Origin of the sequence: Endobacterium panacihumi (assembly GCF_050847465.1) — a bacterium.
GTDB lineage: Bacteria > Pseudomonadota > Alphaproteobacteria > Rhizobiales > Rhizobiaceae > Neorhizobium > Neorhizobium panacihumi.
Genome location: NZ_JBOZRA010000001.1, coordinates 1,081,756 through 1,107,316, shown reverse-complemented (window position 1 = coordinate 1,107,316; position 25,561 = coordinate 1,081,756). Strand labels below are relative to the sequence as shown.

Annotated in this window: 24 protein-coding genes; 7 read left to right on the top strand and 17 right to left on the bottom strand. The window is 59.3% G+C overall.

Annotated elements, in window-relative coordinates:
* Positions 1–24 precede the first annotated feature (24 nt).
* The 4 genes from ACRQ1B_RS05455 to ACRQ1B_RS05440 all read right to left on the bottom strand — a co-directional run bounded on the left by ACRQ1B_RS05455 (position 25) and on the right by ACRQ1B_RS05440 (position 5,118).
* Positions 25–1,053, bottom strand: a complete 1,029-nt coding sequence (locus tag ACRQ1B_RS05455; RefSeq protein ID WP_432292635.1) for an ABC transporter ATP-binding protein — start codon at positions 1,051–1,053, stop codon at positions 25–27.
* Positions 1,041–2,735 carry an ABC transporter permease gene (locus ACRQ1B_RS05450; protein WP_432292634.1) on the bottom strand — a complete coding sequence of 565 codons (1,695 nt, stop codon included), beginning with the start codon at positions 2,733–2,735 and terminating at the stop codon, positions 1,041–1,043. Before ACRQ1B_RS05450 ends, ACRQ1B_RS05455 begins: the two co-directional genes overlap by 13 nt.
* Before the next feature lie 11 nt (positions 2,736–2,746).
* A complete protein-coding gene (locus ACRQ1B_RS05445) occupies positions 2,747–3,727 on the bottom strand; it encodes an ABC transporter substrate-binding protein (RefSeq protein ID WP_432292633.1) in 981 nt (326 codons plus the stop codon).
* A 146-nt stretch (positions 3,728–3,873) separates the two neighbouring features.
* Complete coding sequence (locus tag ACRQ1B_RS05440) at positions 3,874–5,118, bottom strand: aminotransferase-like domain-containing protein (RefSeq protein ID WP_432292632.1); 1,245 nt, start codon at positions 5,116–5,118, stop codon at positions 3,874–3,876.
* 187 nt (positions 5,119–5,305) lie between these two features.
* Between ACRQ1B_RS05440 and ACRQ1B_RS05435 the strand changes: the two genes are divergently transcribed.
* Positions 5,306–5,758: an RbsD/FucU family protein gene (locus tag ACRQ1B_RS05435; protein ID WP_432292631.1), complete on the top strand. Its 453-nt coding sequence runs from the start codon at positions 5,306–5,308 to the stop codon at positions 5,756–5,758.
* An 82-nt stretch (positions 5,759–5,840) separates the two neighbouring features.
* On the opposite strand, the gene ilvC is transcribed toward ACRQ1B_RS05435, so the two are convergent.
* From ilvC to ACRQ1B_RS05420, 3 genes are all read right to left on the bottom strand, one after another.
* A complete protein-coding gene (gene ilvC, locus ACRQ1B_RS05430) occupies positions 5,841–6,860 on the bottom strand; it encodes a ketol-acid reductoisomerase (protein ID WP_432292630.1) in 1,020 nt (339 codons plus the stop codon).
* Positions 6,861–6,929: 69 nt separating this feature from the next.
* Positions 6,930–7,589, bottom strand: a complete 660-nt coding sequence (locus ACRQ1B_RS05425) for a TetR/AcrR family transcriptional regulator (RefSeq protein ID WP_432292629.1) — start codon at positions 7,587–7,589, stop codon at positions 6,930–6,932.
* A 152-nt stretch (positions 7,590–7,741) separates the two neighbouring features.
* Positions 7,742–8,143: a winged helix-turn-helix transcriptional regulator gene (locus ACRQ1B_RS05420; RefSeq protein WP_432292628.1), complete on the bottom strand. Its 402-nt coding sequence runs from the start codon at positions 8,141–8,143 to the stop codon at positions 7,742–7,744.
* Positions 8,144–8,284: 141 nt separating this feature from the next.
* Here ACRQ1B_RS05420 and ACRQ1B_RS05415 point away from each other — a divergent pair, with 141 nt between their 5' ends.
* Positions 8,285–9,169: an SDR family oxidoreductase gene (locus tag ACRQ1B_RS05415; RefSeq protein ID WP_432292627.1), complete on the top strand. Its 885-nt coding sequence runs from the start codon at positions 8,285–8,287 to the stop codon at positions 9,167–9,169.
* Between the two features lie 85 nt (positions 9,170–9,254).
* Here ACRQ1B_RS05415 and ACRQ1B_RS05410 read toward each other — a convergent pair whose 3' ends face one another.
* Together ACRQ1B_RS05410 and ACRQ1B_RS05405 are read right to left on the bottom strand one after the other, a co-directional pair.
* On the bottom strand, positions 9,255–10,517 hold the full coding sequence (locus tag ACRQ1B_RS05410; protein WP_432292626.1) for an NAD(P)/FAD-dependent oxidoreductase: 1,263 nt from the start codon (positions 10,515–10,517) through the stop codon (positions 9,255–9,257).
* An 88-nt stretch (positions 10,518–10,605) separates the two neighbouring features.
* Positions 10,606–11,358, bottom strand: coding sequence for a pyridoxine 5'-phosphate synthase (locus tag ACRQ1B_RS05405; RefSeq protein ID WP_432292625.1), 753 nt, complete (start codon positions 11,356–11,358; stop codon positions 10,606–10,608).
* 299 nt (positions 11,359–11,657) lie between these two features.
* On the opposite strand from ACRQ1B_RS05405, the gene ACRQ1B_RS05400 reads away from it, so the two are divergent.
* Positions 11,658–12,347, top strand: a complete 690-nt coding sequence (locus ACRQ1B_RS05400; protein WP_432292624.1) for a MerR family transcriptional regulator — start codon at positions 11,658–11,660, stop codon at positions 12,345–12,347.
* A gap of 4 nt (positions 12,348–12,351) precedes the next feature.
* Here ACRQ1B_RS05400 and ACRQ1B_RS05395 read toward each other — a convergent pair whose 3' ends face one another.
* Both ACRQ1B_RS05395 and ACRQ1B_RS05390 read right to left on the bottom strand, forming a co-directional pair.
* Positions 12,352–13,476, bottom strand: a complete 1,125-nt coding sequence (locus ACRQ1B_RS05395; RefSeq protein WP_432292623.1) for an ATP-dependent DNA helicase — start codon at positions 13,474–13,476, stop codon at positions 12,352–12,354.
* A gap of 102 nt (positions 13,477–13,578) precedes the next feature.
* Positions 13,579–14,448, bottom strand: a complete 870-nt coding sequence (locus tag ACRQ1B_RS05390) for an aldose 1-epimerase family protein (RefSeq protein ID WP_432292622.1) — start codon at positions 14,446–14,448, stop codon at positions 13,579–13,581.
* A gap of 226 nt (positions 14,449–14,674) precedes the next feature.
* On the opposite strand from ACRQ1B_RS05390, the gene ACRQ1B_RS05385 reads away from it, so the two are divergent.
* Positions 14,675–15,532, top strand: a complete 858-nt coding sequence (locus ACRQ1B_RS05385; protein ID WP_432292621.1) for an aldo/keto reductase — start codon at positions 14,675–14,677, stop codon at positions 15,530–15,532.
* Positions 15,533–15,538: 6 nt separating this feature from the next.
* Here ACRQ1B_RS05385 and ACRQ1B_RS05380 read toward each other — a convergent pair whose 3' ends face one another.
* From ACRQ1B_RS05380 to ACRQ1B_RS05370, 3 genes are read right to left on the bottom strand one after another with little or no spacing between them, the layout of a single operon-like run.
* Positions 15,539–16,054 (bottom strand): tetratricopeptide repeat protein, encoded by a 516-nt coding sequence (locus ACRQ1B_RS05380; protein WP_432292620.1) that lies wholly within the window; start codon positions 16,052–16,054, stop codon positions 15,539–15,541.
* A gap of 58 nt (positions 16,055–16,112) precedes the next feature.
* Positions 16,113–16,685 (bottom strand): acetolactate synthase small subunit, encoded by a 573-nt coding sequence (gene ilvN / locus ACRQ1B_RS05375; RefSeq protein ID WP_432292619.1) that lies wholly within the window; start codon positions 16,683–16,685, stop codon positions 16,113–16,115.
* Between the two features lie 48 nt (positions 16,686–16,733).
* The gene (locus tag ACRQ1B_RS05370; protein WP_432292618.1) at positions 16,734–18,521 is read right to left on the bottom strand and encodes an acetolactate synthase 3 large subunit; all 1,788 of its coding nucleotides are present in this window, start codon (positions 18,519–18,521) and stop codon (positions 16,734–16,736) included.
* 473 nt (positions 18,522–18,994) lie between these two features.
* On the opposite strand from ACRQ1B_RS05370, the gene ACRQ1B_RS05365 reads away from it, so the two are divergent.
* Positions 18,995–21,043 (top strand): ATP-binding protein, encoded by a 2,049-nt coding sequence (locus tag ACRQ1B_RS05365; RefSeq protein WP_432293817.1) that lies wholly within the window; start codon positions 18,995–18,997, stop codon positions 21,041–21,043.
* 7 nt (positions 21,044–21,050) lie between these two features.
* Here ACRQ1B_RS05365 and miaA read toward each other — a convergent pair whose 3' ends face one another.
* Positions 21,051–21,980 carry a tRNA (adenosine(37)-N6)-dimethylallyltransferase MiaA gene (miaA, locus tag ACRQ1B_RS05360; protein ID WP_432293816.1) on the bottom strand — a complete coding sequence of 310 codons (930 nt, stop codon included), beginning with the start codon at positions 21,978–21,980 and terminating at the stop codon, positions 21,051–21,053.
* Here miaA and serB point away from each other — a divergent pair.
* Both serB and ACRQ1B_RS05350 read left to right on the top strand, forming a co-directional pair.
* A complete protein-coding gene (gene serB, locus ACRQ1B_RS05355; RefSeq protein ID WP_432292617.1) occupies positions 21,979–22,872 on the top strand; it encodes a phosphoserine phosphatase SerB in 894 nt (297 codons plus the stop codon). The genes miaA and serB overlap by 2 nt on opposite strands.
* Before the next feature lie 25 nt (positions 22,873–22,897).
* A complete protein-coding gene (locus tag ACRQ1B_RS05350; protein WP_432292616.1) occupies positions 22,898–23,464 on the top strand; it encodes a GNAT family N-acetyltransferase in 567 nt (188 codons plus the stop codon).
* A 25-nt stretch (positions 23,465–23,489) separates the two neighbouring features.
* Here ACRQ1B_RS05350 and ACRQ1B_RS05345 read toward each other — a convergent pair whose 3' ends face one another.
* Both ACRQ1B_RS05345 and ACRQ1B_RS05340 read right to left on the bottom strand, forming a co-directional pair.
* A complete protein-coding gene (locus ACRQ1B_RS05345) occupies positions 23,490–23,885 on the bottom strand; it encodes a hypothetical protein (RefSeq protein ID WP_432292615.1) in 396 nt (131 codons plus the stop codon).
* Between the two features lie 73 nt (positions 23,886–23,958).
* Complete coding sequence (locus tag ACRQ1B_RS05340) at positions 23,959–25,551, bottom strand: Do family serine endopeptidase (RefSeq protein WP_432292614.1); 1,593 nt, start codon at positions 25,549–25,551, stop codon at positions 23,959–23,961.
* Positions 25,552–25,561: the final 10 nt, after the last annotated feature.

The window sequence follows — 25,561 nt, the reverse complement described above, 5'->3', positions numbered from 1 at the left end:
ACACGAATTGTGGCTGGCTACCTCTCAAAGCCTCCAGGCGGAGCGAAGGACGATCGAAACTCTGTCCCCCACCTGTACCGGCTGGCGACTGAAGGCACGCAGGCTTTGCTCGTCGCCCAGAGCCAGTTTGAGCGCATACCGTTCGCCCTCGAACAGAACCGACGTCACGGTCGCCGCCATGCCCTCAGCGCCGATCTCAACATCCTGCGGCCGCACCAGAATATCGTCGCAATCCTGCCCGCCGGTGTGTGACAGCGACTGCTGCAACATATCCCAATCGAGCAGCCTGCTTTCAAGCGACGCAGCCGGCCATTTGAGAATTGCGCCTTGCCCGACCAGCCCGCCCACGAGACGGCCTTCCGGGCGTGCATAAATTTCCTGCGGGCTTGCCACCTGCAGGAGCTTGCCTTCAGACATCACGGCGACATCCGTCGCCAGCGCCATGGCTTCCGCCTGATCATGGGTGACATAGATCATCGTCGCGCCCGATCGCGCATGAAACTCGCGAAACGTCTCTTCCATCTCCTGACGCAGATGTCGGTCGAGATTTGCGAGCGGTTCGTCGAGCAGCACGACATCCGGTTCGGTGACGAGGCAGCGGGCAAGCGCCACACGCTGCCGCTGGCCGCCGGAAAGATCGGCCGGGCGACGGTCGGCATAGGCCTCAAGGCGCACAGCATTGAGCGCCTCTCTCACCTTCTTCGCGCGTTTCTCGCCCGAAACGCCACGCACCTTCAGGGGATAACCGACATTGTCGGCAACGCTCATATGCGGCCAGAGCGCATAAGACTGGAAGACCATCGCCATGTTGCGATGTTCGGGTGCGACCATCTCGCCAGCATCGGCGAGAACCCGGTCACCCAACAGAATTGAGCCATCGGTCGGCTGTTCGAAACCGGCGATCATGCGCAGAACCGTGGTCTTGCCGCAGCCGGATGGCCCGAGCAGCGCCAGAAAGCCGCCGTCGCGCACTTCCAGCGACACGTCGTTGACGGCCGGACGGCCGCCGGTTTCGAATGCCTTGGACAGGCGGTTGAGGATCAGCTTCGCCACGGTACCACACCTTTCGGCAGTCTTTTCGCCATCAGTTCCAGCACCAGCATCATCGCGATCACCATGATGACCACGACGACGGAGAGTGCGGCTGCGAGGTTGAAACTGCCGCTGTCATCGAGATTGTAGATCGCCACGCCGAGCGTCTGCGTGCCGGCCGACCAGAGGATGGCCGAGACGGTGAGCTCGTTGCAGGCAATGAGAAAGACGAGAATGACCGACGCCCCAGCCGCCGGCGCCACCAGCGGCACGACGATATCGATCAGGCGCCGACCGAAACCGGCGCCGGAAAGCCGTGCAGCCTCTTCAAGAGACGGATCGAGCTGGCGAAACGCGCTCACCACCGGCTTCAGGCTGACGGCGAAGAAGCTGGAGAAATAGGCGACCAGAATGATCCAGATCGTGCCGTAGATGGAAATGCCGATGATCGGAATCGGCGCGGCGAAAACGAGGATCAATGCGACGGCGAGGACAATGCCCGGCAGCGCGTAAGGGATTTCCGCTAAGGCCGAGAGAACCGGCGCCAATCGGCTTTTCGAGCGCACGAGATAATAACCGGTGAGCACCGTCACCACGAGGAGACCAAGAGCCGTCGTGAGCGACAGCGAGACGGAGTTGAAGAAGGCCGTGCGCGTAATCGTCTGTTTGAACAGGACTTCGCGATAGGCATCGAGCGTCGCGGTTGCCGGCGTCAGCGGCACGCCATAAGCGGGTGCCAGCGAGCTCGCGATCAGTGCCGTCAACGGCATGACGAGCGTGATAAAAATCGCCAGCCACAGGACCAGTTCGCCCAGCAGGCGCCAGTTGCCGAGACGGAACATCGCCACCTGCCCCGAAAGCCCGATGACGCGGTAATCGCGGCCGCGCAAGACGCGCTCCTCGACGGTGAGGCCAATCACCGAAAGAATGGCGATCAGGCCGGAAAGCAGCGAGACATCCGCAAATGTGTTTGGGCCAAAGGCTGCAAATTTCGTGTAGATCAGCGTTGGCAAAGTGTAGATCGATGCCGGAATGCCGAGGATGGCGGGAATACCGAAATTGCCGACGCAGGAGACGAAAGCTATCGCCGCGCCTGCCACGAAGCCGGGAAGTGACAGCGGCAGGATAATATCCTTCAGCACCTGCCAGGACGATGCACCGGAAAGCCGTGCGGCCTCGACGCCATCACGTGGCAGCGCTAGCAGACCGGCACGCAGCGATAGGAAAACGAGCGGGGCATTCTGCACGCCATAAAGAAGTGCAATGCCGCCGATCGAATAAAGTGGCTGGGGGCTCCCGAGCGGCGGCGCCAGACCGATCGCCTTCAAAAGCGCGCTCGATGGGCCGGTCATGCCGATCCACGACAAGGCCGTCACCTGCGGCGGGATCATCGTCGGCAACATGAACAGAAAGCCAAGAGCGGTTTTCCAGCGTACGTCGAAAAGCGTCAGCAGCAGCGCGAAACCGCCGCCGAGTATGACGGCCGCGATCATGCCGAGGAAGGATGTGGTCAGCGTGTCATAGACCGCCTGCCAGACGGCCGGGTCGGAGAGGAGCGCGCGCGCACCGCCATTGAACAACGAGGAGAAACCGGTCATGGCGAGACGTCCGAGCGGCAAAACGCTCAGGAAGAAGATCACCACGACAACAAAGGAAAACAGCCAGCGGGGCTGGCTGTTTCCATGATTTTGAGATCGAAACATCAGGCTTTATATCAGCCCTTGGTGCCAAAGATATCGGAGAACGTCTTGACGTCCTTTTCCGAGTTCTTGAGCGCATCGGCAGCGTTCAGCGGCAGAAGCTTGATCGTTTCACGGGCCGGATAACCGGCGGGCAGCTCGATGCCATTACGGGCCGGGATATAGCCGAGGCCGGCTGCAATCTTCTGGCCGTTTTCGGACAGGAGATAATCGATGAATTTTTTGGCGTTGTCCTGATGTTTGGTCGAGGACAGGATGGCAGCAGGCTCGGTGACGGCGGACACGCCTTCCTTCGGGAAGACGAACTCGACCGGTGCGCCCTTGGCCTTTTCGCGGATCGGCATGTAATCGACGACGACGCCGTAAGCCTTTTCGCCGGACGCGACGGCCTTCAGAACGCCACCGTTACCGCCTGCGGCAACAGCGCCGTTGTCCTTGAGCTTCTTGTAGTAATCCCAGCCGAGACCATCGACGGCAGCCAGCGTCTGGGCGTGGATGAGAGCGGCACCCGAAGCAACCGGGCTCGGCATGGTGACCAGGCCCTTGGCTTCCGGCTTGGCGAGATCGGCCCAGCTCGTCGGCTTCATGGCGGCCTGCGTGTTGTACATGATGCCCGTGGTGATCAGCTTGGTGGAGTAATAGTAGCCATCAGCGTCATAAAGCGAAGCGTCGAAATTCTTGGCTTCCGGCGACTTGTAGGCGAGCAGCTGGCCGGCCGCCTTCATGCGTTCGAAGGTCACCGTGTCGGCGATCAGCAGCACGTCGGCGACCGGGTTGCCGGCGGCGATTTCAGCGTTGAGCTTCGCCATGATCTGCGGCGTTCCATCACGAACCCACTCGACATCGACGTTCGGGTTGGCGGCCTTGAAGCCGTCGATCGTCGCCTGTGCATCGGCATTCGGCTGGCTGGTGTAGACGACCAGATCGGCAGCGTTAACGACGCCGGCAAGACCAAGCGCGACAAGCGCCGTGAAGGAGGAAAGGAGCTTTTTCATGGGAGAGTTCCTGTTTGAGCTGACGCGCTTAAACACACATTCAGCGACACTCATATGACAGTATTGCGCAGCTGTTCAAACAGGCAAAGAAAAAGGGCGGATCGCCTGTGGATCCGCCCTTTCAGGATGTTCTTCATGACTGATGATCAGATGATCGGCAGGCTTTCGTGTTCGCTGACCGAGGCATTGGCGACAAGGCGTCCGAGGCGCTTGATGCCCTCATCGATCATCTGGTCGTTGGCGCAGGAGAAAGAGACGCGCAGCGTGTTGGCATTGCTGCCATCGGCGAAGAACGCCTTGCCCGGAACGAATGCGACCTTTTCGGTGGCCAGAGACTTCGCCAGCAGCTCGGCGCCATCCATACCTTCCGGCAGTGTTACCCACACGAACATGCCGCCTTCCGGCTTGGTCCAGCTGGTGTTCTCCGGCATGTATTTTTCAAGCGCCGCCAGCATGGCATCGCGACGACCGCTGTAGACGCGCTTGATCTTGGCGACCTGATCGGCAAAACCGCGCGAAGCGACGTGTTCGACGGCGATCTGGTTGATCGTCGAGGAATGCAGGTCGGCTGCCTGCTTCATCAGCACCAGCTTGCGGATAACCGGCATGGCGGCAACAACGAAACCAACGCGCAGGCCGGGCGCAAGCGTCTTGGAAAAGCTGCCGCTATAAATCGTGCGGGTGTTTTCGATGCCGCCCTTGCGGGCGATGTCGAGCGCCAGGATAGGCGGGATCGCCTCACCGTCGAAACGCAGGTTCTGGTAAGCCGCATCTTCGAGGATGGCGATGTCCAGTTCGTCGGCCAGCGCCAGCAGCTTTTCGCGGCCGGCAAGATCGATCGTCTCGCCCGTCGGGTTGGAGAAGTCGGCTGAGAGATAGGCGAATTTTACCGCGCCACCGGACTTGGATGCCGTCTCGCTATAGGCTTCCGGCGTGCGATTGCCGTTGAGAGACAGCTGGTCGTAATGCGGCTCATAAGCGTTGAAGGCCGAAAGCGCGCCGAGATAGGTCGGCCATGTCACCAGCGCCGTGTCGTTCGGCGACAGGAACAGTTTTCCGAAATAATCGAGCGCCTGCTGCGAACCCGACGTGATGAAAACGTTGTCGGCGGTACAGTCGATACCGATCTTGGCCATGTCGGCGACGATCCAGTCGCGCAGCGGCTTGTAGCCTTCACTGACCGAATATTGCAGCGCCGAATTCACCTGCGCTCCGGAAAAGATGTCGGCATAAGCGGCCTTGAACTCGTCGGCCGGGAACAGTGCCGGGTCAGGAATGCCGCCGGCGAACGAGATGATGTCCGGCTGTTCCAGCAGTTTCAGCAGTTCGCGGATTTCCGACGCCTTCATGCGGCTGGAGCGCGTGGCGAAGATATGTTCCCAATCAAGCATGGGATGTTTCCTCTTATTACAATTTTGTTGCCGTCAGCTTTACAGAAATTTCGACAGGTCAGCAATACTGACCTATCGGATAATCATCATTTTCTTGTCTTTTCTTCGGCCCTAGCCGCTATCGTTATCTTCTCAGTCGGCAGGAAGTATGTCACCACGGACCTGCTTATGATCAAGGAGGAAGATCATGCTGAAAAACCTGGACCCTGCCCTCAATGCCGATGTGCTTCATGCGCTGAGATCGATGGGGCATGGCGATACGCTCGTTCTTGCGGACACCAATTTCCCATCCGATTCGATCGCCCGCCAGACGGTGCTCGGCAAGGTGCTGCGGATCGACAACGTAACGGCCGCCCGCGCCATGCAGGCCATTCTCTCCATCTTTCCTCTCGACACGCCGCTGCAGCCATCGGTCGGACGCATGGAAATCATGGGTGACCCAGAAACCATTCCCGAGATCCAGCAGGAAGTGCAGACGGAAATCGATGCAGCCGAGGGGCAATCCGCCCCGATGTACGGGATCGAGCGATTTGCCTTCTACGAAAATGCCAAACAGGCCTATTGCGTCATCACCACCGGTGAAACCCGTTTTTACGGCTGCTTCCTGCTGACCAAGGGTGTCGTTCCGCCCAAGGGCTGAAACGGAACGGGCCGCGCAGGGAATTTCCTTGCGCGGCCCATTCTTTCAAATCGTCATAGCCTTAAGGCCAGACATGAGCCGCTTAGTTGACGGTCTTGTCCACCAGCTTGTTCTTGCCGATCCACGGCATCATGGCACGCAGCTTGGTGCCGACTTCCTCGATCTGGTGGCTGTCGTTGTTGCGACGGATACCCTTGAAGCGAGCGCCGCCGGCGCGGTATTCCTGCATCCAGTCCGAGGTGAACTTACCGGTCTGAATGTCGGTCAGAACGCGCTTCATTTCAGCCTTGGTTTCGGCAGTGATGATGCGCGGGCCGGTGACGTATTCGCCCCACTCGGCGGTGTTCGAGATCGAGTAATTCATGTTGGCGATGCCGCCTTCATAGATCAGGTCGACGATCAGCTTCACTTCGTGCAGGCACTCGAAATAGGCCATTTCCGGGGCGTAACCGCCTTCGACCAGCGTTTCGAAGCCGGCGCGGATCAGCTCGACCAGACCGCCGCAGAGAACAACCTGTTCACCGAAAAGGTCGGTTTCGCACTCTTCCTTGAACGTGGTCTCGATAATGCCCGAACGACCGCCGCCAACGCCGCAGGCGTAGGAGAGCGCGAGATCAAGCGCGTTGCCCGAAGCGTTCTGGTGGATGGCAACGAGGCAGGGAACGCCGCCACCCTTCTGGTATTCGCCGCGCACCGTGTGGCCAGGGCCCTTCGGGGCAATCATGACGACGTCGATCGAAGCCTTCGGCTCGATCAGGCCGAAATGCACGTTGAGGCCGTGGGCGAATGCGATGGTGGCGCCGTCGCGGATGTTGGCGGCGATTTCGTCGCGGTAGATGTCGGCCTGCAGTTCGTCAGGCGTTGCCATCATCATCAGGTCGGCCCAGGCGGCAGCTTCGGCTACCGTCATGACCTTAAAACCGTCGGCTTCGGCCTTCTTGGCGGTGGCGGAGCCAGCCTTGAGGGCGATCGCCATGTTCTGGGCGCCGGAATCCTTCAGGTTCAGCGCGTGGGCGCGGCCCTGAGAACCGTAGCCGATGATGGCGACCTTCTTGGACTTGATGAGGTTGATGTCGGCATCACGATCGTAATAAACGCGCATCCTAAAATTCCTTCCCTATGCGAGTGGTATGTTTTGCCGCCCCGTCAACGGATGCGGCATGTTACTGGTTTATCGCGCCGAGGAGGCGCGCACGGCCTCCGCGGTATCCTTCTGCGTGCCGTGCAGGGCAATGAAGGCTTCGACCGCCTTCTGCGCCTGCCGGCCGCTATCCTTGAGGCCGGGCTCTCCAAGCAGCATGCGCACATGCAGATCGGACACCACCAGACCGTAAAATGTGTGATAAGCCTCGTCGGCATCATTGAAGCGCAACAGACCCGAGCGCTTGCCTGCGTCGATCAGCGCCCTCGCCCGTCGATCGATCTCCCGGCGGCCATGCTCCAGCAGCAATTTGCCGAGCTTGGAACCGTCGCGGCTGGACTGCCCGATTGCCAGGCGGTTCAACGCCAGCGACACGTCACCGGCCAGAACCTCCAGCAGGTCGCGGGCAAAGGTTTCAAGGTGATCCTGCAATGCCTCGGCGCTCAGTCGCTCCCCGCTGCGGTCAGCGGTGCGCACCTTGCTCTGCTGGAACGAGATCATCGCGGCCAAAAGGCCATCACGATCTCCGAACCATTTATACAGGCTTTCCTTGGAACAGTTGGCGGCGCGCGCCAGACCCGAAGTCGTCAGAGCCTTGTCTCCACCTTCGACGAGAAGACGCAGTGCCTCGGCCAGAACGGCGCTCTGGCGCGGCGTAAACTTTGCCGATGCGGCGGTGTCAGCGGGCACGATCTGCTCCTCACAAAGACGGCGTACGGAATAAGTACCGTACGGTACGGTTCTTCGTACTTGCGACTTATTGCGCCGTCAAGAGGATGCACGCAAGAAATTCATCGAAATGGAGAGGGGAGCAGCTTCGCGTTCAAACGAACCGGAAAAGCTTACGCCTCGGCGTCAAATTTGACCCGCGCAGCCTTGACCGCCGCGTGGTTCGCCTGCGCCCAGTCGAGAACCTGCGACAGCGGCAGGAACAATGACATGCCGAGATCGGTCATGCGATATTCCACGCTCGGTGGCTTCGTCGGAAAAACCTCGCGATCGATATAACCGTCTCGCTGCAACTCGCGCAAAGTCTGGGTCAGCATGCGCTGCGAAATATCCGGCACCAGACGCCGCAACTCGCCGAAACGATAGGGGCGACCCGCCAGCGCCTGCAAAAGCAGCGTCGACCACTTGCCGGAAATCTGGTTGATGACGTCACGCACCGGGCAATTGCCGGCATCCCAGTTGGACATGTCGCATTCCTTGCCGGCAAATTGTGGAATGCGGACATTGGTGTTCATGAGGTGGTTCCCTTTTGGTAACGATCTCCCGGAAAACTGCCTTCTTTACAGTTTTCCGTCAATTCCTATTCTATCCCTAGTCTCTTTTTGAGAGCGACATATCTTCCATCCTGGAAGACACAAGGGATCAAGGAAATACTCATGGCCAAACTTCTCGTCACCGGCGCAAACGGCAAACTCGGCCGCGCCGTCATCCGGCATCTTCTCGAAACCGCAAAAGTTTCCGCATCCGATATCGTCGCCGCCAGCCGCGACACGTCCAGGCTTGCCGATCTGGCCGATCTTGGCGTTGAGACGCGAAAGGCCGATTTTACCGACGTGGCCGGGCTCGAAGCCGCCTTTGCCGGCATCGACCGCGTACTGATCATTTCGACGGATGAACTGGCCGTGCCCGGCGCCCGTCTGCAGCAGCACACCAATGCCGTCAACGCCGCCAAAAAGGCCGGCGTCGGCCATGCGTTATACACGTCGATGCCGAACCCGGACAAATCGCTGGTCAGTTTTGCACCCGACCATCTCGGCACCGAGGAAGCCATCAAGGCCAGCGGCCTCAGCTACACCATCCTGCGCAACGCCTGGTACCACGACAATTACCTGATGAGCATGCCGCACAATCTGGAAGGCGGAAAATGGTTCACCGCGACGGGCGAAGGCAAGGTCGCCAACATCTCGCGTGACGATTGCGCCCGCGCCGCTGCATCAGCGCTCGCCAACCCGCCAACCGGCAACCAGACGCTTACCCTCACCGGTGCGGTTTCGCTCAACGCCGACCAGATCGCCGACATCATTTCCAAGGCCGCCGGAAAGCCGCTGGAAGTGGTGCAGGTCAACGGTGAACAGCTTGCCGCCGGCATGGCAGCCGCCGGCCTGCCGGATTTCGTCGTCCGCATGCTGGCCTCCGCCGACGCCAATGTCGCGGCCGGCAATTTCAATATCGTCACCGGTGACTTCAAGACGTTGACCGGCCGCGAACCGCAATCGCTGCAGGCCTTCTTCGAGGAGAACCGCGCCGCCTTGGTTGGCTGATATCCGGCACGCAAGCCATTCAACGAAAACGGCCGCCGTGCATGTCGCGGCGGCCGTTGTCATGATCATGATTCAAGCGAAACCGTCAGGACTCATCCTTCAGTGTTTCTTTCTGGGTAATCAACCGGGCGCTGTGCAGGCCGGACATATGTGTCCACATCCAGCTCCAGGCGACCGCGAGACGCGAACGCGTGCCGATCAGGAAGTAGATGTGGGCGAGCCCCCAGATCCACCAGGCAAGACCGCCCTTGAGCTTGATCTTGCCGAAATCGATAACGGCAGCACGACGACCGATCGTCGCGAGGCTGCCCTGATGACGATAGCGGAAGGGCGCCGGAACAGGTTTGCCTGTTAGGCGCGCGTGCAGGAGCTTGGCCACGTATGCGCCCTGCTGCTTGGCAGCGGGCGCAATGCCCGGCACCGGCTTGCCGTCCTGCATCACCAACGCCGTATCACCGAGAACAAAGATGTTCGGATCATCGGCAATCGCAAGATCGGGTCCGACAACGGCGCGGCCTGCCCGGTCAGCCTCGATGCCCAGCCATTTTGCTGCCGGGGATGCCTGGACACCCGCTGCCCACATCACGGTGCGCGCCGGCACGAAGGTGTCGCCGATCGTCACGCCCTCTTCGGTGATCGCGGTCACCGGCTTGCCGGTCAGCACTTCCACGCCGAGCTTTTCCAGCGCCGACTTGGCATAGGCCGACAGGTCTTCGGAAAACGCCGGAAGCACGCGCGGACCGGCCTCGACCAGCAGCACACGCGTGCGCTTGGTATCGATCTTGCGGAATTCCGGCGGCAGGACCTGATGCGCCAGTTCGGCGATCATGCCGGCCATTTCGACACCGGTCGGACCGGCACCGATAATCGCGAAGGTCAGCTGCGCATCAAGCTCAGCAGTCCGGTTGGTCAGCTCGGCGCGCTCGAAGGCCAGAAGCACACGGCGACGCAACGTGGTAGCATCCTCAAGCGTCTTCAGGCCGGGGGCCACACTCTCCCAGTCGTCACGGCCGAAATAGGCGTGACGGGCACCGGTCGCGAGCACCAGCGTATCATATTCCAGCACCTCGCCGGATTTCAGCTGCACCGTACGGCTGGCACGATCGACGCCGAGAACTTCATCCAGCAACGTCGTCACGTCGGGACGGTTGCGATACAGCCGCCGGATCGGCCATGCGATCTCGGAGGTAGCAAGCACGGTCGTCGCAACCTGATAAAGCAGCGGCTGGAAAAGGTGATGATTCCGTCGGTCGACAAGAGTGATCTTGACGGGCGCGCCTTTGAGGGAATGCACAAGCTGCAGGCCTGCAAAGCCACCGCCAACGACGACAACACGATGTTCAGTCACAACCAATCCTTCCGGAGAAATGCATCGTAGTATGGATGCTGCGACGCAATATGGTTATTTACTGATAATCGTCAATTTTAAAACTGCGTCAGATTGTCTGCCCGCAAGCGCGCCGGAAGCGACGCACCGTTTCCGCCATTCCGTATTCCAGCGCATCGGCGGTAAGCCCATGTCCGATCGAGACTTCGGCAAGCTTTGGGATACGCTTCACCAGCGCCGGAAGGTTTGCGACCGTCAGATCGTGGCCCGCATTGACGCCAAGGCCTTCAGCGAAGGCTGCGTCGGCCGTGAGACCGAGCTTTTCGAGGATAACCGCGCCAGCCGCCGGATCGTCGTAACAACCGCCATAAGGGCCCGTATAGAGTTCAATACGATCCGCGCCGGTGGCCTTGGCCAGCCGGACGGCTTCAACGTCGCCGTCGCCATCGGCAAACAACGACACCCGCATTCCCTTGTTTTTCAATCGACCGACAACCCGCTTGAGCATTTCCTGATCGGCGCGAAAATCAAACCCGTGGTCGGACGTTGCCTGAGCCGGATCGTCGGGAACCAAAGTCACCTGCTCGGGCTCGGTGCATTCGCACAAAGCCAGGAAATCCTCGCTTGGATATCCCTCGATATTGAACTCGGCCTGCGGAAACTCGTCATCGATCAAGGCGCGCAATACCGGCAGATCGGAAAAGCGGATATGCCGCTGATCCGGACGCGGATGCACGGTCAACCCACTCGCCCCCGCCTGCAGCGCAATACGACCCAGATGCTCCAGACTCGGCCACGGCAGATCGCGGCGATTGCGCAACATGGCGATGGCATTGACGTTGACGGAAAGCGTGGTCGGCATAAGCAGGCGTCCCCAAGGCACGGTCATGAAGGCATTTGATGTTTGCGAGCTTTAAGCCATCCGCTGTCACACACAATGATTTTCCCAAAAAATCCGTTTCGTCTTGCCTCGATAGCTGCGCGTAGAAAACAGAAAATACAACTTATTATGGATGGAGAGTGAGAATTCACCACGGATGGTGAAAATGTCACCATCTGCTCATAAAAGCTGCGGCTCCGGTGATTCGGAGACAAGCAGGGAGGGATTGAAGGGCACCAGTTTAGAAAACCGGTGCCAGTCTCGCGCGACGAAGGAGTATCATGCGAGAGAATTTCGATCTTTTCGGCACCGTATCGGCGCCGACCCATCTGCCAGCCTATACGGCCGGTTTTCTGCCACGTCTGACGGGCATCGATTCGCTGCCGCCTCACCCGCTGCCGATCGCCGACATGGCCGATCTGTTCGGCGTGACGCATCGCACGCTGCATTTCTACGAGGAGAAAAACCTGCTCGTGCCTGAGCGCACCGGCACAATGCGCGTCTATGATAAGGCCTGCGTGATGCGCATGATGGTAATCAACACCTGCCGCGAAATCGGCATGCCGCTCGTCGTCATTCAGGATTTGATGGAGCAGCTTGGCTTAAGCCGATCTCAAGCGGAAGCCGACAAGCTGTTTCAGGACTGTGTTGCTGCACATCGCCGCCAGCTGGTGGCCGAACTGTCGCTGATCACACGAAAAATCACCCAGATTCGCACCCTCATGACGAGCGAGGAGGAAACCATGTCCGCAGCATCGACAACGGAGCCTCCGGCCCGCCTTTCGGATATTGAAAAACGCTGCCTTGGCCTGATGACGGAAGGCTACAAGGGCGGCGGTCTTGCACTTGCACTCGGCATATGCAGCGGCGAGCTGCAGAAATTGGAGGATGCGATCATGACCAAGCTCGATGCCGCCAACCGATATCAGGCGGCGGCAAAAGCGATCCTGTCGGGCATGCTGCCCAACTGATCTCTTATCGGACGATGGTCAGCGTCTCGGCGGCGCGGGTAACTGCCGTATAGAGCCAGCGCTCGCGGGTATCGCGAAAGGCCCAGCTTTCGTCGAACAGAACGACATTGTTCCATTGCGAGCCCTGCGCCTTGTGCACCGTAAGCGCATAACCGTAATCGAACTCGTCATACCGCTTGCGCGTCGCCCACGGAATTTCTTCCTCGGTCTCGAACGACTGTTTCAGAAGCTTGATCTTGGCCGCGCCGCGATCCATGTCGTCGTCTTCAGGTCGGATCATCAGGTTGATGCCGGGCTTCACCGTTTCGCGCGACGAACTCATGACCTGCCATAGCGAACCGTTGAGCAGGCCCTTGACCTGATCATTGCGCAGGCAGACCAGCTTGTCACCGGATTGCGGATAGTCGGCGGTAAAACCCTTGAGCTGGCGAAGACGCTGATTGTAGCGTTTGCGTGTCTTGTTGGTGCCGACCAGAACCTGATCGGCTTCCAGCACCAGATCCTGATTGACTTCGTTACGGGAAATCACCTTGGCGGTACCGTAATCGCCATACATGATCTCCTTGCCCTCACGGATTTCCATGGCAAGCTGGATGATCGGATTGTCACGCGCCTGACGATGGATATCGGTCAGCAGGTAATCCGGCTCCTGTTCGGTGAAGAAACCACCACCGGATACCGGCGGCAACTGGCCGGGATCGCCAAGCACGAGAATGGGCGTGCCAAAACTCATCAGGTCGCGGCCAAGCGCCTCGTCCACCATGGAACATTCATCGATGACAATAAGCGCCGCCTTGGCAACCGGGCTCTGGCGGTTGATGGAAAACATCGGCGCGATCGAGGTCTTGCCGGTATCCTCGTCCTCAACAGCCTCTTCGCCGCGCGGGCGATAGATCAGCGAATGGATCGTCTTGGCATTGCTGGCGCCGCGCGAGCGCAAAACCTGCGCCGCCTTGCCTGTAAAGGCCGCAAACAACACGTCACCATCCACATGCTCAGCAAAATGTTTGGCAAGCGTCGTCTTGCCGGTACCGGCATAACCGAACAGCCGGAAAACCGGCGTGCGACCGGCTTTCAACCAGTCGGAAACGGCCTTGAGGGCCTCATCCTGTTGCGGAGCAAACTGCATGGCCGCGACTTGGCAGGATTCGGACAGCCAAAGCAACAGAAAAGAACGAAAGAGGATCAAATGGGCGGGGACAGCCCCTCGCCCAGTTGACGAAAATCAATATCAGGCGGGCAACTCGACCGTGAAAGCAAAGCGCGCTTTGCCGCCAGGCTCCAGAACGGTGGTGGACGGACGCGCTGCCAGTTCCAGCCCCGCACCGGCCTTGGCAGCCATGCCATGCCATGGCTCGATACAGAGGAAAGGTGCGCCGACCTTCTGCCACAGCGCCAGGTTCGGCAGGTTCTCGAAGGTGAAGTGCAATTTCGGCCCGCCTTCGACACCATAGGTCAGGCCGTCGCCGGCTCCCTGCGGAAAGATCATCGCATCCGCCTCGAACATCGAATGCTGCACCGTCAGGCGCCCCGACTTGAAGGGCGAATCCATCAATGTCGTTGGAATGAGCCCACCTTCCAACCGCGACAGCGCCGGCTCACCGGCGTTGTCGAGCACGACCTGATGCGGCTTACTTTCGGCACCCGGCAGCGGCCAGAGAAAGGCCGGATGGAAACCAAGTCCGAACGGCATGTCGGCTGTGCCCCGGTTTTCCACTTCTGCAGCCACCGTCAGTTTGCTGCCCTCGACGGAATGCTCGACGGCCAACAGGAAATCGAACGGGTATACGGCATGCGTCACGTCCGAGGCAGACAGCTCGAAACGGCACATGGATGGCGTCGAAGCCTTTAGATCGAACGTTGTGCGGCGGGCAAAGCCATGCTGCGCCATCGGATAAACGTGCCCATCGATCTCGACATGATCGTCCGGCGCCTTGCCGACGATCGGAAACAGGATCGGCGAGCGGCCTGTCCAATATTCGCTATTTCCGTTCCATAGCCAATCCCGACCATCCCTGGTCTTAAGGCTCTGCATCTCGGCGCCAAGTGGTGAAACTTCGACCGTCAGACAGTCATTTCCGATCCGCACCGGCTGGCTCATGAGACACTCCTCGATTCGACTGAGGCAAAACTTAGCCGCAATCGCCTCCTTTGCCAGTCGAAAGGATTTATGAGACCGGAAAAAATCCAATCTCTTGATTTGCATCGTTTCGAAGCGACGGTTTTGCAGCGCAATATGATCTGGCACTGTCGGCGTCCGCATTCTTTCTCTGGAAATGTCTGCCACCGACACCATGTCTATGTGATAGAAAAAGCGGAAGCCCTCCATGTCCGACGCGCCCAAAATTCTCAACCCTACTGTTTCCCTGCCCGACGGCACCGCCGTCCCGACGCTCGGGGCCGGCACCTGGAACATGGGCGAAAACGCCCGGTATCGCGTGGGCGAAGTCGCTGCGCTGCGCCATGCCATCGATCTCGGAATGACACTGATCGATACGGCGGAAATGTATGGCGACGGCGGTTCGGAAGAGATGGTTGGCGAGGCTATCAAGGGGCGCAGGCACGACGTGTTTGTCGTCTCGAAGGTCTATCCGCAAAATGCCAGCCGAGATGGGGTCATCGCAGCTTGTGAACGCAGCTTGCGACGCATGCGCACGGACCGCATCGACCTCTATCTCCTGCATTGGCGCGGCAGCCACCCGCTTGCCGAAACGGTCGATGGTTTCAAGACACTTGTCAAACAGGGCAAGATCGGCAACTGGGGCGTCTCGAATTTCGATACCGACGACATGAAGGAACTGTTTTCCGTGCCGCATGGCGATCGATGCGCCGTCAATCAGGTTCTGTACAATATCGGACGCCGAGGCATCGAATACGATCTGATGCCCTGGTGTGTCAGCAACGGTATCCCGATCATGGCCTATTCGCCGATCGAGCAAGGCCGCCTCGCTCATCACCCAGACCTGATCGAGATCGCCAATGCGCATCAGGCCACGCCGGCGCAAGTGGCGTTGGCCTTCGTGCTCCAGCATTTTGGTGTGATCGCCATCCCGAAAGCATCGAACAAGGCACATGTCGAGGAAAATGTCAGGGCGCTGGCCCTGCGCCTGCTGGACGACGAATGGCAGAAGCTGAACGCCATCTTCCCGGCCCCGACCAAGGCACGGCCGCTGGAAATGCTCTGAGGGGCGTTATTGGCCGTTTTTGCTCACGCTGCTTTTCAGCTTTTGCATAACTGCCTTCTCTTCGGCCGTTAACGGTTTGTCCAGATCCAGCCCCGTCCCCGGCATATCGAGGCCCATAAACCGATACATCGAAACAGCAGCCTTTGCCGGTTCGAAACCGGCATCCGATGCGCGTCCGATGAATTGCGTCGCAGCGATCAAATCTTCCTTCACGCCTTTTCCGGTAAAATGCATCATGCCGAGAAAATATAGGCCCGCGGGTGAGTTCTGATCTGCAGCCCGCCTGTACCACTTGGCAGCTTCGTCAAAATTTTGCTCAACACCCAAGCCAGCAGCATAAAATGTGCCGAGGGACACCTGGGCATCAGGATCTCCTTTTTCAGCCGAGATCAACCAAATCTCATGCGCTTTGCTGTAATCGCCTGCAGCATAAGCGGCATCCCCCTCGTTCATTTCCGCAAAAGCGGGTGAAAAGGTAAAAAGCTGGCAAAGTAGAATCAAATAAAGAATGCGTCTGAACACAGTTTCATTCCGTCGATGAGACAAGTTCCACCTTAGCAGAACCTGTCATACAGCGATATTACATACCCTGGGCACCGCGGTTCATCGCCGCGATGCCGGTGCGGCAAACCTCGATCAGACCGAGCGGTTTCACGACCGCCACGAACTGGTCGATCTTCGACGATTTTCCGGTGATCTCGAAGATGAAGTGACCGACAGTCGCGTCCACCACCTTGGCCTGAAACGCATCGGCAAGACGCAGCGCTTCTGCACGGCTTTCACCGGCACCCGCCACCTTGATCAGCGCCACTTCTCGTTCGATCGGGCGCTCCTGGCCCAACTGCCCAGCGCGCACCGTCAGATCGACGACACGGTGGACCGGCACGATGCGCTCCAGTTGCGCCTTGATCTGTTCCAGCACCAGCGGCGTGCCGTTGGTGACGATAGTAATGCGCGAAAGGTGCGATTCGTGTTCCGTCTCCGAAACGGTGAGACTTTCGATATTGTATCCACGACCGGAAAAAAGGCCGATGACGCGGGCAAGCACGCCCGGTTCATTGGTGACGAGAACAGACAGCGTATGGCTTTCGACCTTGGCGGTCTCCGGGCTGATGAAATAGGCCGAGCCGGTCGGTTGCTGATGTGCGTTCATGATCTGGGTCCGTTTCCTTCAAGATTTCGTCTGGAATGCCAGCCCGTATCAAACGAGCTGGCGGCCCTTCGCATCGATCGCGGTGGCAACCGCGTCATCCGTCGCATCCTCCGGCAACAGCATCTCGTTATGGGCCTTGCCGGACGGGATCATCGGGAAGCAGTTGGCGAGATTGGCAACACGGCAATCGAAGATGACCGGAGCATTCACAGCAATCATTTCGGCGATCTTGCCATCCAGTTCCTTGGGATCGTCGCAATACATGCCGACGGCACCATAGGCCTCCGCCAGCTTGACGAAATCCGGCATGGCTTCGGTGTAGGAGTTCGACAGCCGGTTGCCGTGCAGCAATTGCTGCCACTGGCGCACCATGCCCATATACTGGTTGTTCAGGATGAAGATCTTGACCGGCAGGTTATGCTGGATGGCACAGGACATTTCCTGGATGCACATCTGGATCGAGGCATCGCCGGCGATATCGATAACCAGAGCTTCCGGATGTGCCACCTGCACGCCGAGTGCTGCCGGCAGGCCGTAACCCATCGTGCCGAGACCGCCCGATGTCATCCAGTGGTTTGGCTCTTCAAAACCGAAGAACTGCGCGGCCCACATCTGGTGCTGACCAACTTCCGTGGTGATGTAGGTATCACGGCCCTTGGTGGCTTCGGCCAGACGCTCCAGCGCATATTGCGGCATGATGACGTCGTTCGAATTCTTGTAGGAGAACGACTTTTTTGCCCGCCATGTCTCGATGGAGGACCACCAGTCGGCCGTTTGGGCCTTTTCAGGCTTTTTCGGCAGGGCGCGCCACAAACGAACCATGTCTTCCAGAACATGGCCGACATCACCGATGATCGGAACATCGACACGGACATTCTTGTTGATCGAAGAGGGATCGATATCGATATGAACCTTGCGTGAATTCGGCGAAAACGCATTCAGGCGACCGGTAATGCGGTCATCGAAACGCGCGCCGATGCAGACCATCACGTCACAGTCATGCATGGCCAGATTGGCTTCGTAGGAGCCGTGCATGCCCAGCATGCCAAGCCAGTTCTTGCCCGAGGCCGGATAGGCGCCCAGCCCCATCAATGTCGAGGTGATCGGGAAATCGGTCAGTTCGACCAGTTCGCGCAGCAGTTTCGATGCTTCCGGGCCGGCATTGATGACGCCGCCGCCCGTATAAAGGACCGGCCGACGCGCCGTCGCCATCAGCTCGACGGCAGCCTGGATGGCGTTGAGATCGCCGTTGACCTTCGGCTTGTAGCTCTTGGAAACCGTTGCTTCCGACGGCGGCACATAGGTGCCGGTGGCGAACTGAATGTCCTTCGGAATGTCGACGACGACAGGACCCGGACGGCCGCTCTGGGCGATACGGAAGGCTTCGTGGATGATGCCAGCCAGGTCATCGACGTTCTTCACCAGCCAGTTGTGCTTGGTGCAGGGCCGCGTGATGCCGACCGTATCGGCTTCCTGAAACGCATCCGAGCCGATCAGCGTGGTCGGCACCTGCCCGGTCAGGCAGACCAGCGGAATGCTGTCCATCAGCGCATCCTGCAGCGGCGTTACCGCGTTGGTCGCGCCGGGCCCGGAGGTGACGAGCATGACGCCGACCTTGCCGGTGGAACGGGCATATCCTTCGGCCGCATGGCCGGCCCCCTGTTCATGACGGACGAGAATGTGCTGAATGTCTTCCTGCTGGAAGATCTCGTCATAGATCGGAAGCACGGCGCCACCGGGATAACCGAAAATATGTTCGACGCCGTTGTCCTTCAAAGCGCGAAGCACGATTTCGGCGCCTGTCATTCGGTTGCCGTTATCCGCCGTATCCGTCATGTCCTGTCCTCCTGGGTCTGGCCTTTTATATCTGCAATGGCCGGGATTGCTGCTGGAGTTTTTTGCTTCCGATCGTTTTGCTTGAGTTTGATCACCGGAAACAAGGCATAAAAAAAGGCCCCTTCAGGAGCCTGTCTTTCCGCGCATGGGTGGCTGTCGCCGGATGGTTACACCATCCTGCCCATGCGCGTTCCCACCACAATAAGAGCGATCGAATTTTTCATGGAAGGGAGTGTTAACGGCAAACCTGCCGCCCGTCAACGCGCAAACCCTGAAAAATCGGCAGTCTCCCTGCCATGCAAGATGAGACAGACCGATTGCATGCGACAACTTATTGAAACGCCTTATTAAGCCGCCTGCGCTAAAGTCCCCCAAGATTAAAGGGGCTTGCCCCATAAGTATTTTCTCGTTCGTTTCAGCCCGACCCAGAGAATAGGGGCCAAGTAGTGCGTAACAGTGACTTTCAGAAAGCGATGACGGCCGGCGAGCAGGAGCGGCGCGACGGCGACAGGCCGGGCAACCGACTGCTCGGACGTGTTGTCGCCTGTAACGGTGCCCATGCCACCATTGCTGCAGTTGCTGAAGACGGCGAAACCAGCCTTACGGAACTGTGGTCCGTCGGCCGCCTGATCTCGATCAGCGTCGGCACAAATCGTGTTGTTGCCATCTCCTATTCGATGTCGACCGACAAAAACGAGTGGATCGACGGCGCCGATAACGAATTCCGCATCGAAGTCGAACTTTTGGGTGAAGTCCGCGTCAGCCCGGATGGCCGTGAGGAATTTTCGCGTGGTATCTCCCGCTACCCTTATCTCGGCGCCATTGCCCACCGCATCCGCGCAGCCGACCTCGTACGCATCTATGACACCGGACAAAGCGAAAGCTGCGTCATTGGCAAGCTGACGCAGGATGAAGCGATCGACGCGACGATCCACATCCCTTCGATGCTGTCGAAACATTTTGCCGTCGTCGGCTCCACCGGCGTGGGTAAATCGACCGCCGTTTCGCTGCTGCTCAACAAGGCGATCGAAGCCGATCCGAAACTGCGCGTCCTGATCCTCGATCCGCATAACGAATTCGCAGCCGCCTTCCCGGAAAAGGCGGTCGTCATCGATACCGATACGCTCGACCTGCCCTTCTGGCTGATGCGTCTCGAAGAATTCGCAGAGGTCGTCTTTCGCGGCCGCACGCCAATTGCCGAAGAACTCGACATCCTGCGCGACCTGATCCCGGAGGCGAAACGTGCCTTCCGTGGCAGCGAGAACTCGCTAATGCGCCGCACGACGGAAAAAAGTTCGGTTACCGCCGACACGCCGGTGCCTTACCGCATGGCCGACCTTCTGGCGCTGATCGATGAACGCATCGGCCGCCTCGAGGGCCGCAGCGAAAAGCCGGTTCTGCGCTCGCTGAAAATGCGTGTTACCTCGGCGATCAACGATCCGCGCTACCACTTCATGTTCTCCAACAACACGATCCAAGACACGATCATGGAGACCATCGCGCACATCTTCCGAATCCCCGGCGAAGACAGGCCGATCTCCGCGTTTCAGCTGGCAGGCATACCGTCGGAAGTGGTCAACTCGGTTGCGTCCATCCTCTGCCGCATGTCGTTCGAACTGGCGCTGTGGAGCAATGGCGCCATTCATATGCTGGTCGTCTGCGAAGAAGCGCACCGTTATGTGCCGGCCGATCGCGAACTCGGTTTCGTGCCGACCCGTCAGGCCATCGCGCGTATCGCCAAGGAAGGCCGCAAATATGGCGTATCGCTGGGCGTGATCACGCAGCGCCCCGGCGAACTCGACCAGACAATCCTCTCGCAGTGCTCGACCGTTTTTGCGATGCGCCTTGCCAATGACAGCGACCAGGACATCATTCGCTCGGCAATTCCGAACTCGTCGATCTCGACAACCAGTTTCCTGTCATCGATCGGCAACGGCGAAGCCATCGCCTTCGGTGAGGCCATCAGCGTACCGATGCGCATGCGTTTTACGCGTGTCGATCAGAACCATCTGCCGAAGGCCAACGGCGTCAGTGCCGCGCATCATGCGGATGACGAAACACCCGACACGGTCGATCTGCGCTCCGTCGTGTCACGCATGCGCTCCGTCGCAGGCCCCGACATCAGCAATTTCCAACGCAGCGTCAGCGCCCAGACGTTCTCGCTTTCCCAGGCCGAATCTTATCTCGATGACGCGGACGATGATGGCGCCAGCGATGCCGAACTCGCCCGCTGGACCAGCGAAATGCGCGCCGAGGAACTGCCTTCCGCCGCGCATGGTCCGTCTCTGGCGAACGAAGGCCTTGAGCCCTACCGGCCGGACATGCTGCCTCGCGCCCCGAGCGAACCCGAGCCGCCACGGGCAACGCGGTTTGCCGAAATCCGCCGCGAGGGCGGATCGGACTTTGGTTCGTTTGGCCGCAATGATCAGACGCGTGCCACATTCGGCCGGCCCGAAGGCGGCGGCTCGCTGCGCGAAAGCCTGTTGAAAAAGCCGCTTACCAGCCTTTACGACAAGGACTGACGCAGCCTCAGGCGCCCAACCCTACGTCGGCGGGACCATTCGGGCCCGGCCAGCGCTCCCAGCCTTCGTCCATCTGGTTGCGAAACCAGGTCATCTGTCGCTTGGCATATTGCCTTGTCAGCGCCGAACCGCGCTCGATCACCATCTCAGGGCTCATCCGCCCTTCCAGCATCTCGGCGATTTCGTTCACGCCGATCGCCTTCATCACGGGCAGATCAGCTGCCGGATCAAGCGCGAGCAGCGCCTGAACCTCTTCGATGGCGCCTGTCGCCATCATGATCTCGAAGCGACGATTGATCCGGTCATGCAGACCTGCCCGATCCGGCAGCACCACGATCTTTATCGCCCGCTTCGGCTCTATGATCACAGGACCGCGCAACTCCTGAAATGCGGAGATGGAACGGCCGGTATGAAGATGCGTTTCCAGCGCCCGCAAAATCCGCTGCCCATCCCTGGTCTGAAGTCGATTGGCCGTTTCGGGATCGAGCGCCGAAAGTTCGGCATGCAGGATTTCCGGCCCTTCCATAGCCAGCCGCTGACGCAGTGATTCGCGCAATTCACCCGGGATTGCCGGCATGTCCGACAGGCCGCCGGTCAGTGCCTTGAAATAAAGGCCGGTGCCGCCGACGAGAACAGGCAACCGCCCATGCTGTTTCAGATCTCCGAGTATCCGGACAACATCCCGCAGCCATTCTCCGGTGGAATAGACGGTCGACGCCCGCACATGCCCATAAAGCAGATGCGGCACGCCTTCCATATCTTCTTCTGACGGTCGCGCCGTCAGCACCCGTAAAGTGTCGTAGACCTGCATGCTGTCGGCATTGATCACCACGCCGCCATGCTTTTTGGCAAGCGCGATCGCCAGTGCCGACTTGCCGCTGGCAGTCGGCCCGGTTATCAGGATCGCATCGAAATCGTCCACAAGGTCGTTCATCATGGCTTTCGTTGCCACGCTCATTGCCCATCCGTCAAATCCCGTTCTGACCGCAGGGCTGGGCGAACAGGCTGCCGAGACGATCAAGGCCTCGGGTCTGTACTGGCTGGCGGATGGAATCGCCTGCGATCTCGCGCTTCGCGATGATGCCGATCTGGCGAGTGTCGAAACGGCGTTGCGCGGAATTATCGGCGACAAGCCGATCGATCTCGTCATCCAGCAGGCGGAAACACGCCGCAAGAAACTTCTGCTGGCCGACATGGATTCGACCATGATCGGCCAGGAATGCATCGACGAACTGGCCGCCGAAGTCGGACTGAAGGACAAGGTCGCGACGATCACTGCCCGCGCCATGAACGGTGAAATCGAATTCGAGCCGGCGCTGCGCGAGCGTGTCGCGCTTCTGAAAGGCCTGCCGATCACTGTTGTGGACGAAGTCATCGCAAAACGTATCACTCTGACATCGGGCGGGCCGCAACTGATCGCCACGATGAAAGCCAAGGGCTTTTACAGCGCCCTCGTCTCCGGCGGTTTTACCGTCTTTACGAGTCGCATTGCCGCCACTCTTGGCTTCGACGAGAACCGCGCCAACATTCTGGTCGAAAAGGATGGCGTACTGACCGGTGAAGTCGCCGAACCCATCCTCGGCAAACAGGCCAAGATCGACGCGCTTCTCGACCTTGCCGAAAAGCTCAAAATCACGCCGGAAGAAGCAATGGCGGTCGGCGATGGTGCAAACGATCTCGGCATGCTCGGCGTCGCCGGTTCGGGTGTGGCGCTTCACGCCAAGCCGACGGTGGCGGCGCAGGCAAAGATGCGCATCGACCATGGCGACCTCACTGCCCTTCTCTACATCCAGGGTTATCGCAAGACCGATTTCGCACCGGTTGGCTGATCAAAAACAGAGCCAGGAAGCGAACGTGATCATTCTGGAGACCGAACGCCTCATTCTCCGCAACTGGCGGCCGTCCGATCGCGATCTTTTCCGCGAGATCAACGCCGATCCCAAGGTCATGGAGTTTTTTCCCTTCCGCCGCTCCTATGAGGAATCGGACGCCGTCCTCGAAAAGCTCAACGGCATGATCACCGATACCGGCATCGGTTTTTACGCCATGGCGTTGAAAGAGACCGGTGAACCGATGGGGTTTTGCGGCCTGTCGCCCACCAATCTCCCCGAAATCTTTCCCGATGGCATGGTCGAGATCGGCTGGCGGCTCGCCACCCGCTACTGGAGCAATGGCTATGTAACGGAAGCCTCGCTGGCCTTGCTGGATGACGCTCTGGTGAAACGCGGCATGAAGGCAGTGGTGTCTTTTGCCGTTGCGGAAAACCGCCGCTCGACGGCGGTCATGGAGCGCATCGGCATGCAACGCCAGCCAGGGCTGGATTTCACGCATCCGCGCGTGCCTGATACGCATCCGCATCTGAAACACCATGTGGTTTATGCCGCAGCGGCGGAGTTGTGGCGCCCTAGGCAAGCCATCTGATTGGCGACCGCGCGGGCCTGCATACTCACGGGAAGGTCAGCAATATCTCGCCGAGTTTCTGCCTTGGCTTCATCACCAGAGGCATCTGCATGGAATCGGAGCCCTTGAAGAACTCGAATTGCCGTTCTGTTGAAAACGAACGCTTTGAGCGCCCGCCCGCAAACGAACAACCGCCGGAGCAGCTGACGGTCAGCTCTTTCAAAACGGTGCGGCGATGCGGTTTTTCGCCAGCAAGAATTTCGGCCCGCAACATGCCGTGCTGAAACAGCATGCAGGTCCGGTCCGCGCGACAGGTGACACTGCCTGCCAGAGGCTCTTCATTTTCAAACAGAACACCAAACCGAACGGTAAACTCAGCCCCATCTTGATTTTGAGACAAGGCCGAGTGTGGTACAGCCATCAGGGTCACGGCGGAAACCAAGACCAGAAGCCTTTGTTTCCTTGCCGATCTGATTTTGCCTAACACGCTGAACAAACGAACGAACGCCAGATCACTATTCCAGCGGCACGGCCACGATGCGCAGTTCGCCATTGGCGCCTGACACCATCATGTGGGCGAAACGGCGCCCTTCGCTCTTCAGCGACTGCACGCGCTTGGTCACGTCTTCCGGGCTCTTCACCTGATCCTGACCGACCTCTACGATGACTTCACCGGCCTTCAGGCCTTTTCCGGAAGCAGCCGTGTTCGGTTCGACAGCCGTGATCACCACGCCATTGACGGCAGCGCCGATGCCAAAACTCTTGCGCTGGTCTTCGCCCAGAGACGAAAGCGCCAAACCGAGGCTGCTGGGAGCAACAGCATCCGTATCGGCCGGCGGCTTTACGTCCGGCGCTTGGTTTTCAGCCGTGTCATTGTCCGGTTCCATATCCTCGCCCTCGCCTTCCGGCAGGACCGGCTGGCCGGCGTTCTCCTCTGGCTCGGCACTGTCTTCCAGTTGACCGAGCGTGACCTTGACGGTCTGCTCCTTGCCGTCGCGCATGACGACGACGTCGACTTCCTTGCCCACAGGGCTTTCGGCCACGGCCAGCGGCAGGTCGCGCATCTCCTTGACCGGCTTGCCGTCGAAGCTGAGGATGACGTCGCCGGCCTTGATGCTACCGTTATCGACCGGCCCGCCCTTGATAACGCCGGAGACCAGTGCGCCCTGAGCAGACTTCAGCCCGAGACTGGACGACACATCATCCGTGACAGGCTGGATACGCACGCCGAGCCAGCCGCGACGGGTCTCGCCAAATTCGATCAACTGCTTGACGATGTTTTCAGCGAGTTCCGTCGGCACGGCAAAACCAATACCGATCGAGCCACCGCTCGGCGAAATGATCGCCGTGTTGATACCGATGACTTCACCCTTGGTGTTGAACAGCGGACCACCGGAATTGCCCTTGTTGATCGACGCATCCGTCTGGATGAAATTGTCGTAAGGACCGGCATTGATGTTACGGCCGCGGGCAGAAATGATGCCGAGCGTGACAGAACCGCCAAGGCCGAACGGATTGCCGATGGCCATCACCCAGTCACCGATCCTCATTTTTCGCGAATCGCCGAAACGCACAGCCTTGAGAGGCTCCTTCGGCTCAACCTTCAGTACTGAAAGATCGGTCTTGGTGTCGGTACCGATCAGTTTTGCCTTCAGCTTGTCGCCATTGGGGAAAACCACCTCGATATCGTCGGCACCCTCGATGACATGGTTGTTGGTGACCACGAAACCGGCCGGATCGATGACAAAGCCGGACCCCAGCGAATTGACCTTGCGGTTGCCCTGCCCCTTACCGTCACCTTCAAAAAAGTCGTTGAAAAACTCCTGGAAGGGCGACCCTTCAGGCACGACGGGCTTTTGCGGCCCTTCACCATCATTCTTGACGCTTTGCGAGGTCGATATGTTGACCACGGCATCGAGCAAGCCTTCAGCAAGGTCTGCGACCGACGCCGGTCCGGCGCCTGGCGGCGGTGCGAGCGGCGAATTTACCTGTGCTGCTTGAGCTTGCGCCCATGCCGCCGATGGCGTGGCGATTGCGCCTGAAAGCATGACGAATGCGGCACCTGCCGCTGCGGACCGTTTCAAGGACGATCGAAAGGAACGAGCCATCTATATCCTC